Raw genomic sequence first — 14083 nt, forward strand, 5'->3', positions numbered from 1 at the left:
CATTCGAAAAGGGGACATAACTATGAATGAATTGATTTTCGTCTTATTAATTTGTCCGTTACTTATCTTTATCGTTTCTGTTATCGGAACACGCAAGACGAAAACGTATTACGTAATGCCGATTGTAACGTTTGCTAGTTTTTTAATAATAGGTGTTATCGCCTTTACTCCAAAATTTTTCTTTTGGGTTGGCATGTATAGTATTTTCTCATTTATTGTTTCTTATATGACTCTATTGTTTGTAAGAGGGTATGAGATTGTAGAAAGCACTAAGTAGTTCTTAGTAAGGCGATTGTAATATGATTTTCTTTGATATTGATGGGACTTCACATGAAATTTTAGCAATGATATAAAAAAACGACCGCGTTCCCCCGCGGTCATTTTTTTCGTGTTACGCTGTGATCCAAGCTTCATTCGCTGGATTTTTACGCCACTCTTGTAATTTTTTCGTTTCAGCTTGTCCGATCATACCTTTTTCTGCTGCTACTTCAGTTAATGCACTGTAGTCGCTTAAAGAGTATGATGCTACGTTAGCTGCTTCTAGTTTTTCTTTTCCTGATTCTAGCTCGTATGTGAAGATTGATACGATTCCTAACACTTCACATCCAGCTTCGCGAAGTGCTTCTACACATGTAATTGCACTACCGCCAGTTGAAATTAAGTCTTCTACTACTACTACTTTTTGACCTTTTTCAGCTTTTCCTTCGATTTGGTTCCCTTTACCGTGACCTTTTGCTTTACTACGTACGTAGCACATTGGTAAATCCATACGATCGCTTACCCATGCAGCGTGCGCAATACCAGCAGTTGCTGTTCCTGCAATAACTTCTACAGTTGGGAAGTGCTCTTTAATTAACTCTTCTAATCCAGCTGCAATCGCTTGACGTACTTTTGGATAAGATAAAGTTAAACGATTATCACAATAAATTGGTGATTTCATACCTGAAGACCAAGTGAATGGATCATTCGGTTGTAAAAATACTGCTCCAATTTCTAATAAATGCGATGCGATTTCTTTTTTCATACTGTTACACCTTCCCACTGTTGTTTTACTGTTTTATACGCTTCAAGCGGATTTTCTGCTTTTGTAATACTACGTCCAACTACGATGTAGCTTGAGCCAAGTTCCCTCGCACGTTTCGGTGTTGCTACGCGCACCTGGTCATTTACATCATCGCTTGCAAGACGAATCCCCGGTGTTACTGTTACAAATTCATTTCCGCATACTTCACGTAATTTTGGAACTTCAAGTGTTGAACAAACAACGCCATCAAGTCCACTTTCTTTCGTTAGTTTTGCATAATGAGCAACCGCTTCTTCTAACGTTTTCTCAATGCCGATCTCTTTTTTCATCATAGCTTCCGAAGTGCTTGTTAGTTGTGTAACTGCAATACAAATCGGTCTCTCTTTTCCTTCTTGCTTACCTTCCTCTAATCCCTCAATCGCAGCTTTCATCATACTGCTTCCCCCAGCAGCATGAACATTTACCATATCAACATCTAGACTAGCTAGGCTACGCATAGCGCTTTTTACTGTATTCGGAATATCATGAAGTTTTAAATCTAGGAAGATCTTATGCCCTTTTTCTTTTAAGTACGTAATAATCGCAGGGCCTTCTTTGTAAAATAACTCCATACCAACTTTGACAAATAACTCTTCCCCTTCAAAGTGGTGTAAGAATTGTTCTACATCTTGTTTCCCTGGAAAATCTAGTGCAACAATTAACGACTGTGACATGTTTGCTTCCAGCTCCTTCCTTGACATTCCGAAATGTGATCAAATCCTAATTCATCTAGTAATGCTGGTAACTCTTCAATAATTGTCGGACAAACGAACGGATCGATAAAGTTCGCTGTTCCAACTGCAACCGCACTTGCACCAGCATAGAAGAATTCAATTACATCTTCCGCCGTTTCAATACCACCCATTCCAATAATCGGAATGTTAACCGCTTGACTTACTTCATGTACCATACGAATTGCTACCGGCTTAATCGCAGGCCCTGATAGTCCGCCCGTACGGTTTGCTAAAATTGGTTTTGCAGTTTTTAAATCTAGACGCATACCAAGCAATGTATTAATCATCGTTAAACCGTCTGCACCCGCATTTTCAATTGCTTTTGCAATCTCCACAATGTTTGCCACGTTCGGTGACAATTTCACATATACCGGTACTTCAGAAACCTCTTTTACTCGCTTCGTTAAATCAGCAGCAATTTCAGGATTCGTACCAAAAGCGATACCACCCGTTTTTACGTTTGGACAAGAAATATTTAATTCTAGCGCATGAACATTAGGTGCCTTTGAAATTTCCTTCGCAACTGCTACATAATCCTCAGCTTGTGAGCCAGCAACATTTGCAATAATCGGAAGATCAAATTGCTCGAGAAAAGGTAATTCAGAATTCATTACCTTTTCTAATCCAGGATTTTGAAGCCCGATTGCATTTAGCATTCCGCCTGGTGTTTCCGCAACACGAGGCGTTGGGTTTCCGTAACGAGGCTGTTCTGTTGTCGCTTTAATCATAATTGATCCAAGTACACTTAAATCATAGAACTGTGCATACTCACGACCAAATCCGAAGCAACCAGATGCTGGGATGATTGGATTTTTTAATGATAACCCTGGTAATTCAACTTGCAATCTGTTCATAGTACAACCTCCCCAATTGGAAATACTGGTCCGTCGCTACACACCTTCTTGTAAGAATGTCCACTCGGATCTGCTTGTAAATGACATACACATGCGAAACATGCTCCAATGCCACAGCCCATACGCTCTTCTAATGAAATGTAGGCTTTTCTCTCTTTATAGCGTCCTTCTAATGCACGAAGCATCGCTAAAGGTCCACATGAGTATAGAATGTCAAAGTCGATTCCATAGCTATCAATTACATCTGTTACAAAGCCTTCTGTACCATGCGTACCATCAACTGTTGCAACATACGTATCACCAAGCTCTACGAATTTCTCTTCATAGAAGACAACATCTTTCGTTTGGAAACCTAAGATGTGAATAACGCGTACTCCCTTTGCTACAAGACGCTGTGATAATTCATATAGTGGTGGTACACCAATTCCCCCTCCAACTAATAGAGCCGTTTGTCCAGCTTCCGCTTCTTCTACAGGAAAACCATGTCCAAGTGGTCCTAACACATCTACAAGTTCACCTTGTTTTCTTTTCGCTAATGTTTTTGTTCCTTGTCCTTCCGCACGATATAGCATTGTAAATTCGTTCTTATCTTGATCGACATTACAAATACTAATTGGGCGGCGCAGAAGGGGCGTAATACCCTCTGCTACCTTAATGTGTACAAACTGCCCTGGATCGTTCATTTGCTGCACTAGATCCCCTTGAAGTACTAATTCGTAAATGTTTTTTGCGATTTCTTTTTGGTTAACGACGATCATATTTTGCTTTTGCATCATGCATGTACCACCTCGTGACGCTTCGTTTGCGTAATTTCTTTCATTGAATGAGCTGAGAATGTCATAGATTCTAGTACTCGTAAGATTGCTCTCGTTGTATCCAGTGATGTTAAGCAAGCCACACCATTTTCTACTGATTCACGGCGAATGCGGAAACCATCACGCGCTGGTTGTTTGCCTTTTGTTAATGTATTGATTACAAACTGTGCTTTTCCTTGACGGATAATATCTAGTAAGTTGTATTCTTCAGAATCAATTTTATTTACAACTTGCACTGGAATGTTTTGCTCTGCTAACGATTGTGCTGTTCCAGCTGTTGCTAATAAGTTATAGCCGATTTCGTGGAAACGTTTTGCAATTTCCATTGCTTCTTCTTTATCTTTATCCGCTACAGTGATGATTACTGATCCGTGCGTTGGGATGTTAATTCCTGAAGCAACTAACCCTTTGTATAATGCTTTTTCAAGTGTTAAGTCTTTCCCCATTACTTCCCCTGTTGATTTCATTTCAGGTCCTAATGTTGTATCAACTGAACGTAGCTTCGCAAATGAGAATACCGGTGCTTTTACATACACTTCTTTCTCTTCTGGGTGATAACCAGTTCCATATCCTTGTTCTACAAGATCTTGACCTAAAATAACTTTCGTTGCAACATTGGCCATCGGTACGCCTGTAATTTTACTTAAGAATGGTACTGTACGGCTCGCACGTGGATTTACTTCAATTACATACACTTCATCTTTGAATACTACAAACTGAATGTTTAGTAATCCAACAATGTTTAAACCTTTTCCAAGTGCAATTGTATGTTCAATAATTTGTTCTTTCAGTTTTGCAGATAAGCTTTGTGGTGGATATACTCCGATTGAGTCACCAGAGTGAACTCCAGCGCGTTCAATATGTTCCATAATACCTGGAATGAATACATTCTCACCGTCTGAAATTGCATCTACTTCAATTTCTTTACCAACCATGTAACGATCGATTAATACTGGGTGATCTGCGTGAACTTTAACCGCATTTTTCATGTAGTGCAGCAGTTCTTCTTGACGATATACGATTTCCATCGCGCGTCCACCTAGTACGTAAGATGGTCTTACTAATACTGGGTAACCAATTTTGTCAGCGATTGCTACCGCTTGCTCTACAGTCGTTGCTGTTTTACCAACTGGTTGCGGGATACCAAGCTGTGTTAGAGCTGCTTCAAACTTATCACGATCTTCTGCACGGTCTAAATCTTCAAGTGATGTTCCTAAGATTTTCACACCGTGAGCCTCTAATTTAGCAGCTAAGTTAATTGCCGTTTGTCCACCGAATTGGACGATAACACCTTCTGGCTTTTCTAAATCGATAATGTGCATTACATCTTCGATTGTTAATGGTTCAAAGTATAATTTGTCAGAAATACTGAAGTCTGTTGAAACTGTTTCTGGATTGTTATTAACAATAATTGCCTCATATCCAGCTTCTTTAATTGCCCATACAGAGTGAACTGTTGCATAGTCAAACTCAACACCTTGACCGATACGGATTGGACCAGATCCTAGAACTACTACACTCTTACGATCTGTTCTAACCGATTCATTCTCGTCACCATATGTGCTGTAGTAGTATGGTGTTGCAGATTCAAACTCTGCCGCACAAGTATCTACCATTTTATAAACAGGAGTTATATTGCTTTCTTTACGCATATCGTAAATTTCACGCTCTGTTTTGTTCCAAGCATTGGCGATGTAATGGTCACTGAAGCCCATTTCTTTCGCTGATTGTAATACTTCCATATTTCCTACATTTGCTTTTACTTCGCGTTCCATATTTACGATATTTTCAACTTTTTGTAAGAAGAAGAAGTCCATTTCACACCAATTGTTGATTTCTTCTTTCGTTACACCTTGACGAATTGCTTCTGCTACAATAAACAGTCGCTCATCATCCGCTTTTATAATGCGTTTTTTCATTGTCTCTTTATCAAGCTCTTTTAAATGCTCTAACTCTAAGTGATAAACACCAAGTTCTAAAGAACGAATCGCTTTTAATAATGATTGCTCTAAGTTACGTCCGATTGACATAACTTCACCAGTTGCCTTCATTTGTGTACCCAGTGTTCTGTTCGCTGATTCAAACTTATCAAATGGCCAGCGTGGAATTTTTGAAACAACATAGTCTAATGCTGGTTCGAAACAAGCATATGTTTTTTGTGTTACTGGATTTATAATTTCATCTAATGTTAAACCGACTGCAATTTTTGCCGCTAGCTTCGCAATTGGATATCCAGTTGCTTTAGATGCTAGTGCAGATGAACGACTTACACGTGGGTTTACTTCGATTACATAATATTGGAAACTATGTGGATCAAGTGCAAGCTGAACGTTACATCCACCTTCAATTCCTAATGCACGAATAATTCGTAATGAAGTGTTTCGTAACATTTGATATTCACGGTCACTTAATGTTTGGCTCGGTGCTACAACGATAGAATCACCTGTGTGAACCCCAACTGGATCGATATTTTCCATGTTACATACTACAATCGCGTTATCATTTGAATCACGCATTACTTCATATTCAATTTCCTTACAACCAGCAATGCTCTTTTCTAATAAACATTGTGTTACCGGACTATGTTTTAATCCACCTGATACGATTTCAATTAGTTCTTCTTCATTACTACAGATTCCGCCACCTGTTCCCCCCATTGTAAATGCTGGGCGAACAATAACTGGATATCCAATTTCTTTTACAAATTCATATGCTTCCTCTAGCGTATGAATAATGGTACTAGATGGAATTGGTTCATTTAATTCCTGCATTAAGGTACGGAATAAATCACGATCCTCCGCTTGCTCGATTGCTGATAATTTTGTTCCTAAAATTTCAACTCCGCACTCTTCAAGTATGCCTGATTTCGCAAGTTCAACAGCCATATTCAGGCCTGTTTGACCACCTAATGTTGGTAAGATTGCATCTGGACGTTCTTTACGAATGATACGGCTTACGAATTCTAGTGTTAATGGTTCTATATATACTTTATCTGCTGTTGCAGTATCTGTCATAATTGTTGCTGGGTTAGAGTTAACAAGGATTACTTTGTAACCTTCTTCTCTAAGAGATTGACAAGCTTGTGTACCAGAGTAGTCAAACTCTGCTGCTTGCCCAATTACAATTGGTCCTGATCCGATTACTAAAATTGTGTTAATGTCTAGGCGTTTTGGCATAACTCTTCCCCTTCTTTCTTGAAGTTTTCAATCATTGCTAAGAAATCTTCGAATAAATCGTTTGCATCTTCTGGTCCTGCAGAAGCTTCTGGATGGTATTGCACTGTAAATGCTGGGAACTTCGTATGACGAAGACCTTCTACAGTTCCATCATTTAAAGCAACATGTGTAATTTCAAGTTCCGTATTTCCAACTGATTCTTCTTCTACTGCGTAACCATGGTTTTGAGATGTAATTGCTACTTTTCCAGTTGCAAGATTTTTTACTGGATGATTTAAACCACGGTGACCGAATTTTAACTTACTTGTATTCGCACCAGATGCTAGCGCAAATAATTGATGTCCTAAGCAAATTCCGAATAAAGGAACTTTACCGATAATGTCTTTTAACATTTCAATTGCTTCTGGTACATCTTTTGGATCCCCAGGTCCGTTACTTAACATAATTCCATCTGGGCTAAGACGTAAAATCTCTTCTGCTGTTGTATTGTAAGGTACAACAATTACATCACAGTCACGCTTATTTAATTCTCGTAAAATGCCATGTTTCATTCCGAAGTCTACAAGGACAACTCGGTGTCCACGGCCTGGACTTGGGTATGGATCTTTCGTTGATACGCGTTTCACATGATCTGTAAAGACAGTTGCTTTCAATTGGCTAACGATGTCCTCTACATCCACATCCATATTGCAAATACGTCCACGTAATGTACCGTATTGACGAATTTTTCTCGTTAATTTTCTCGTATCAATTCCTGCTAATCCTGGGATATTTCTTTCTTTTAAGTAATCATTTAACGAAATTTCATTACGGAAGTTTGATGGGTGATCACAAATTTCATTTACGATTAAACCATTTACAGATGGGTGAATCGATTCAAAATCGTCACGGTTGATGCCGTAGTTTCCGATTAATGGGTACGTGAATGTTACGATTTGACCGCAATATGATGGATCAGATAATGTTTCTTGATATCCAGTCATTCCTGTTGTAAATACAACCTCACCTGACTTTTCGATTTCTCCTCCGAAACCTTTTCCAATTAATACTGTTCCATCTTCTAAGATAAGTTGTCTTTTCATACTAATGCACTCTCCTTTTGCCATGCGATCTTACCACCAACGATTGTCATTACCGGCCATCCTTGGCACTTCCAACCTGCGAATGGTGTATTTTTTCCTTTTGATAAGAATGTTGTTGGGTCAATCTCTTCTTCTTGTTCTAAATCAATGATTGTAATATCAGCTGTTCTACCTTCTTTCAGGCGACCTGCTTCTAAGCCGAATGTATCAGCTGGCTTTTCTGTTAAGAATTGAATTAACTGCTCTAATGTAATAATTCCTTTTTTCACAAGGTTTGTGTATAGAAGTGGGAATGCTGTTTCAAAACCAGTAATTCCGAATGGTGCTCTTTCAATTCCTTGTGCTTTCTCTTCCGCTGTATGCGGCGCATGATCAGTTGCGATCATATCAATTGTTCCATCTAATAAACCTTCAATTAGTGCTGCGTGATCTTCTTTTCCACGAAGCGGTGGATTCATTTTAAAGTTAGGATCAGCTGATGGGATATCATCTTCACATAACACTAAGTGATGAGGTGTTACTTCTGCTGTTACTTTAATTCCAGCGCGTTTCGCATCTCGAATTACACGTACAGAACCTTTCGTACTTACGTGACATACGTGATAGTGACAATCTGCCGCTTCAGCAAGCAGTATATCCCTTGCAATATGTACAGATTCACATACTGATGGGATACCGTTTAATCCGTGTTTCTCAGAAAACTTCCCTTCATGTACACAACCTTTATTAATAAGAGTATTCTCTTCACAGTGCGCAACCACTGCCATATTTAATTTCGCTGCACGCTTCATAGCAGCTAACATCATGCTAGCATCTTGTACGCCTACACCGTCATCAGTGAAAGCAAATGCTCCAAGTTCTTTTAATGTTTCGAAATCTGTCATTTCAGAACCAGCTTGGCGTACTGTAATTGCTCCGTATGGTAGTACGTTGACATGCGCTTTTTCTTGAATACGATTTTGCAAGTCTTCCATATGTTCTCTGCAATCTGGTACTGGGCGTGTATTTGGCATTGCACAAATTGTAGTGAATCCACCTTTTGCCGCTGCTAGTGTACCTGTTTCAATTGTTTCTTTATGTTCACCACCTGGTTCACGAAGATGTACGTGTACATCTACTAATCCAGGTGCGATTAACTTTCCGTTCACATCGATTACTTCAGCATTATCTGCCGTAATATTTTCTGCTACCTTAGCGATTTTACCGTCTTGTACGAGAAGATCTGTTGCTACGATTTTTCCTTTTTCATTCATATAACGACCATTTTTAAACAAGTAATTCATGTTTCATTCCTCCTAATACATTTGGTAAGGCGCGTTTTAGTACAGCCATTCTTACGTAAACTCCATTTTCCATTTGTTTAAATATGCGTGAACGCTCACACTCAACAAGTTCACTTGCAATTTCAACATCACGGTTTACAGGAGCTGGATGCATAATAATGCTTCCTTCTTTCATACGTTTTTCTCTTTCCACTGTTAATCCGTGTTTCTCATGATACTCTTTCATAATGTCTGTTTCATAATGATCATGACGCTCATGTTGTACACGAAGTAACATCATTACATCCACTTCTGGAACAAGTTCATCTAATGGTTTGTATGTTCCAAATGTGCTGTCTTCATCTTTCCACTCTTCTGGACTTGCAAAGTAAATTGTTGCACCCAGTTTCGTTAATGCTTCTGCATTAGAACGTGCTACTCGGCTATGACGAACATCTCCTACTATCGCAATCTTTAATCCTTCAAATCTTCCAAACTCTTGTTTAATTGTAAGAAGATCGAGTAGGCACTGCGTTGGATGGTTTCCACATCCATCTCCAGCGTTTAAGATTGGGATATTCACCTGATCTTTTAGTTCATCGAAGTAGCGATCTTGCTCATGGCGGACGATCACCGCTTTTGTTCCGATTGATTCTAGTGTTCTTATCGTATCGTATAAAGTTTCTCCTTTTTGTACGCTAGATGCATCAGCTGAAAAGTTTAAAACTTCAAGTCCTAATCTCTTCTCAGCAACTTCAAAGCTAAATCTCGTTCTCGTACTATTCTCAAAGAACAAGTTCGCAACAAAAGTTTGCTCTGTCGTTTTGCTCTCTTTTCCATTCGCGAAATCTTCTGCGTCTTGTAGGATTTCTGAAATTTCTACTTCCGATAATTCACTCATCGTTAACAAATGGCTCATCGTCATCCCTCATCTTTCTGATTTTTATGTTACCACTTTTGTATTTTTATAACAACTTTTGCATAAAAATACCCTAGTCATTTGAGACTAGGGTGCAAGGAAGAAGCCACCCTTTCCGGTCTCACAGGACTGAATTAAAAGGTTATTATGAAGCAATCTGCTTAGATTGTTTTATTTGTTTCGTTTCCGGTAGTAGTAGATTTAATAGTACACCTACAATTGCTGCTAGTGCCATTCCTTCTACTTGGAACGATTCTCCTACATGAAGTACCGCTCCACCAATACCGATTACTAGTATTACTGATGCAATCATTAAGTTTCGTTTGTCACTTAGGTCTGTTTTATCATCTACCATCATGCGTAATCCGCTTGATGCGATTACACCGAATAGTAAGATTGATACTCCGCCCATAACCGGTGTTGGTATGGAGTGAATCAGCGCGGAAATCTTACCGATAAAACCAAACATGATTGCGAATACTGCTGATCCGATGAATAAGTATACGCTGTAAGCTCTCGTAATTGCTAGCACACCGATGTTTTCACCATACGTTGTATTCGGTGGTCCACCTATTAGTGATGCAATCAATGTCGCTATTCCATCACCGAAGATTGAGCGATGTAAACCTGGTTTTTCAATTAAATCTCTTTTAATAACATTTCCAAGTACAATTTGATGTCCGATATGTTCTGAAATTGTTACTAGTGCTACTGGTACCATCAAGAGTACAATCTTCCACGAAAACTCCGGAGTATATGTTACAAATGGTACTGTGAAATCTGGTACAACAAACCATTTCGCCTCAGCTACCGGCTTTAAGTTTACTAGCCCTTGGAAGTAAGCGAAAATATATCCGCCGATAATGCCCAGTAACACTGGTATGATACTGAAAAACCCTCTTCCGAATATAGAGCAGATAATTGTAATTGCTAATGTTACTAATGCTACTGAAAAGTGTGTAAAGCTATATTTGCCATCCGCACCGTTCATCGCCATGTTAACTGCTGTATGTGCTAAAGCTAGACCGATTACCATTACGACTGGACCAACTACGATTGGCGGAAGTAATTTCATAATCCACTCTGATCCTGACTTCTTAATTCCGAGTGAGATTAAGATGTACACAAGTCCTGCAAACAAACCACCGAGCATTGCTGCTCCAGGTCCACCTGCTGTTTTCGCTGTTATAATCGGTGCGATAAAGGCGAATGATGATCCTAGATAGGCGGGTACTTGACCTTTCGTTATAAGAAGAAACGCTAGCGTTCCTAATCCACTTGATATTAATGCTACTGACGGATTCAATCCTGTTAAAAACGGAACAAGCACTGTTGATCCAAACATCGCGAACAAATGTTGTATACTTAAAAATAACCATTTTCCCGGTTTCGGTACTTCATTAACGTCTAACACTGGCTTTTGTTCCATTGTTACATCCTCCTTCAGTTTAAATCTTTGCAATAAAAAAACTCTTTGTGCCTGTGCACAAAGAGTCCTACACTTTCGTATGCCAAATTTGACATATGAAAGCCAAGACCCTTTGGCAGCCTCACAGGACTACATTTAAAAGGGCTTTACTTATCGTATATGCTTACTCGATCTTGTTGATCTGTCTCTTGCAAATCAACTTCGATACGCTCTTCACTTGATGTTGGAATGTTCTTTCCTACATAATCAGCGCGAATTGGTAGTTCACGATGACCTCTATCAACAAGAACCGCCAGTTGGATTTGTGATGGTCTACCTAAATCCATAAGAGCATCCATTGCTGCTCGAACTGTTCTTCCTGTATATAATACATCATCCACCAGGATAACTTTTTTCTTCGTAATATCTACAGGGATATCAGAACCTTTTACAAGTGGTTCTTCATTTTTCGATTGTAGTGTTAGATCATCACGATATAACGTAATATCTAGCTCTCCAACTTCCATTTCTTTTCCTTCAATTTGACCAATTCGTTCTGCCAAACGTTGTGCAATAAAAATTCCACGAGTTTTAATTCCGACAAGAACACAATTATCGACACCTTTATTTCGTTCCACGATTTCATGACTAATTCGTGTTAAAGCGCGGCGAATCATTTGGTCATCTAAAACGACAGCTTTCTCTTGCATGCTCTACACCTCCAAGCTTTTTTTCTTGCGTGAGAGTAATGGTATAAAAAAAGTCCTCTCAGCGTGTGCGAGAGGACTTTTGAAAAAGGGTACAGCATACCCTATGTATTTCAAACCGTTACCTTCTCAACCTCACGGGGCTGTGTTAAAGGATCATTATTTAACTGTTGTCAGTATCTCAGTTTTCTTATGATTTGTCAATACTATTTCCGTAAAATATTTAATGCGTCTTCAAACACTTCTGGAATCGGTGCCTCAAACTGAATATATTCACCAGTACGAGGATGGTCAAACCCTAAAATACCTGCGTGAAGTGCTTGTCCATTCATGTCTAATGTTTTCTTCGGACCATACTTCGGATCTCCTGCAAGTGGATAGCCAATATATTTCATATGAACACGAATTTGGTGCGTACGTCCCGTTTCTAAGCGACATTCTACAAGTGTAAAATCTTTAAAGCGTTCCAACACCTGGAAGTGCGTAACAGCATTCTTACCATTTTCATCAACTGTCATGCTTTGACGTTCTTTCTTATCGCGACCAATTGGCGCATCGATCGTTCCTTTATCATGCGGTATCACACCGTGTACAATCGCTTTGTAACGTCTTGTTACTGTTTTTGCTACAAGTTGATTTACAAGTGACTCATGCGCCACATCATTTTTAGCAACCATTAATAGTCCAGATGTATCTTTATCAATACGATGCACGATGCCAGGACGCATTACACCGTTAATACCTGATAAATCCGTACAATGATGCATAAGACCATTTACAAGCGTACCGCTTGTATGCCCTGGAGCTGGATGTACAACCATACCACGTGGCTTATTAACAACGAGTACATCTGCATCTTCATAATAAATTTCTAAGCTCATATCTTCTGCTTGGATATCTAATTCTTCTGGATCAGGAATCGTTACTGTAATTTCATCGTTTTCTTTAACTTTATAATTCACTTTTACCGACTTTCCATTAACTGTAACGACATCATCTTTAATCCATTGTTGTACTTGTGAACGTGACCATTCACTGTTTATTTCTGCAACGAATTTATCAATTCGCTCACTTTTTTGTTCTTCTGCAACTGTTACTTGTACTACTTCACTCATTCAATTACTCCTTCGTTTTCTTGCCTTCTAATAATGTTTGAATAATAATTAATACAACACCAATACATAATGCTGAATCAGCTATATTAAATACTGGATAGTTGTACGAGAAAATATACACGTGAATGAAATCCACTACTTCTTGTCTAAATACACGATCAATGAAATTACCAATTGCTCCGCCTAATATTAGACCTAATGAAATCCCTAGAAGTTTGTCTGTTTTCGCATATTTTTGCATATAAATTACGATAAATACTACAAAAACGACTGTAATAATGTAGAAAAACCACATTTTATTTTCTAAAATCCCCCAGGCAGCTCCTCTATTTCGATGTGATGTTATGTATAATACATTATCGATAATCGGAATGCTCGTACCCAATTCCATGTTCTTTACAATTAGCCATTTCGATATTTGATCGATGGCAATGACAAATAACGCTATTACATAATATATCATTTTCATTTCCCCCACAAAGACAGTGTACCTCAAAATTTTAGCATAGCTGCAACCTTTTCACAATGAACCTTTATAGAAGAATAAAATAAATTAAAAAAAGGTAATATAATATCGTTGTGCGCATTCATACATTTACTTTTTCATAGAAAAATTCATGAATGGTACGGGCAGTCGGCATCGTCTTCATTTGTTTTACCGAAATTGCTCTCCCCGTTTCTTCACAAATACCATACATATCTATTTCCATTTTAAATAATGCACGTTCTACATCTTTTAAGTCCTCTTTTATATCATGTAATAGGAGTTTTTTCTTTATCTCTTCCTTAATTTCATATCCAAGCTCTTCGCTAAACTCTGTATCATATTTGTACATGACCTCTTTAGCTAGCCTCTCTTGTAACTCTTTTCGCATCAATTGCAATTCTTCTTTGATTTCCATATACATTTCATTCACGTGTACATTCCTCCCAGCTGCAATGTACGAT

General features: G+C 38.6%; 14 protein-coding genes. 1 reads left to right on the top strand and 13 read right to left on the bottom strand.

The features are described 5' to 3' along the window. The first annotated feature begins 22 nt into the window (after positions 1-22). Positions 23-277 (top strand): YbeF family protein, encoded by a 255-nt coding sequence (locus J0835_RS18980; protein ID WP_087981683.1) that lies wholly within the window; start codon positions 23-25, stop codon positions 275-277. A 114-nt stretch (positions 278-391) separates the two neighbouring features. On the opposite strand, the gene pyrE is transcribed toward J0835_RS18980, so the two are convergent. The 13 genes from pyrE to J0835_RS19045 all read right to left on the bottom strand — a co-directional run bounded on the left by pyrE (position 392) and on the right by J0835_RS19045 (position 14052). After that, on the bottom strand, positions 392-1024 hold the full coding sequence (gene pyrE / locus J0835_RS18985; protein ID WP_000711457.1) for an orotate phosphoribosyltransferase: 633 nt from the start codon (positions 1022-1024) through the stop codon (positions 392-394). After that, the gene (pyrF, locus tag J0835_RS18990) at positions 1021-1737 is read right to left on the bottom strand and encodes an orotidine-5'-phosphate decarboxylase (protein WP_000083488.1); all 717 of its coding nucleotides are present in this window, start codon (positions 1735-1737) and stop codon (positions 1021-1023) included. Before pyrF ends, pyrE begins: the two co-directional genes overlap by 4 nt. Beyond that, entirely contained in the window at positions 1722-2651 is a 930-nt protein-coding gene (gene pyrD, locus J0835_RS18995; protein WP_001081053.1) for a dihydroorotate oxidase B catalytic subunit, read from the bottom strand. The genes pyrF and pyrD overlap by 16 nt, the downstream gene beginning before the upstream one ends. Continuing rightward, on the bottom strand, positions 2648-3427 hold the full coding sequence (gene pyrK / locus J0835_RS19000) for a dihydroorotate oxidase B electron transfer subunit (RefSeq protein ID WP_087981684.1): 780 nt from the start codon (positions 3425-3427) through the stop codon (positions 2648-2650). Before pyrK ends, pyrD begins: the two co-directional genes overlap by 4 nt. After that, positions 3424-6642: a carbamoyl-phosphate synthase large subunit gene (gene carB, locus J0835_RS19005; protein ID WP_087981685.1), complete on the bottom strand. Its 3219-nt coding sequence runs from the start codon at positions 6640-6642 to the stop codon at positions 3424-3426. Before carB ends, pyrK begins: the two co-directional genes overlap by 4 nt. Continuing rightward, entirely contained in the window at positions 6627-7724 is a 1098-nt protein-coding gene (locus tag J0835_RS19010) for a carbamoyl phosphate synthase small subunit (RefSeq protein ID WP_087981686.1), read from the bottom strand. Before J0835_RS19010 ends, carB begins: the two co-directional genes overlap by 16 nt. Beyond that, positions 7721-9007, bottom strand: coding sequence for a dihydroorotase (pyrC, locus tag J0835_RS19015; RefSeq protein ID WP_087981687.1), 1287 nt, complete (start codon positions 9005-9007; stop codon positions 7721-7723). Before pyrC ends, J0835_RS19010 begins: the two co-directional genes overlap by 4 nt. After that, positions 8991-9905 (bottom strand): aspartate carbamoyltransferase, encoded by a 915-nt coding sequence (gene pyrB, locus J0835_RS19020; protein WP_000018868.1) that lies wholly within the window; start codon positions 9903-9905, stop codon positions 8991-8993. Before pyrB ends, pyrC begins: the two co-directional genes overlap by 17 nt. Positions 9906-10050: 145 nt before the next feature. Next, entirely contained in the window at positions 10051-11334 is a 1284-nt protein-coding gene (gene uraA / locus J0835_RS19025) for a uracil permease (RefSeq protein ID WP_000435919.1), read from the bottom strand. 146 nt (positions 11335-11480) lie between these two features. After that, positions 11481-12023, bottom strand: coding sequence for a bifunctional pyrimidine operon transcriptional regulator/uracil phosphoribosyltransferase (gene pyrR / locus J0835_RS19030; RefSeq protein ID WP_001156490.1), 543 nt, complete (start codon positions 12021-12023; stop codon positions 11481-11483). 203 nt (positions 12024-12226) lie between these two features. Beyond that, positions 12227-13135 carry an RluA family pseudouridine synthase gene (locus J0835_RS19035; RefSeq protein ID WP_087981688.1) on the bottom strand — a complete coding sequence of 303 codons (909 nt, stop codon included), beginning with the start codon at positions 13133-13135 and terminating at the stop codon, positions 12227-12229. Positions 13136-13139: 4 nt separating this feature from the next. Beyond that, on the bottom strand, positions 13140-13598 hold the full coding sequence (gene lspA, locus J0835_RS19040) for a lipoprotein signal peptidase LspA (protein ID WP_000642186.1): 459 nt from the start codon (positions 13596-13598) through the stop codon (positions 13140-13142). Between the two features lie 124 nt (positions 13599-13722). Beyond that, a complete protein-coding gene (locus J0835_RS19045; RefSeq protein ID WP_087981689.1) occupies positions 13723-14052 on the bottom strand; it encodes a TraR/DksA family transcriptional regulator in 330 nt (109 codons plus the stop codon). Positions 14053-14083: the final 31 nt, after the last annotated feature.

It is taken from the genome of Bacillus cereus group sp. Sample62, from assembly GCF_036851315.1.
GTDB lineage: Bacteria > Bacillota > Bacilli > Bacillales > Bacillaceae_G > Bacillus_A > Bacillus_A wiedmannii.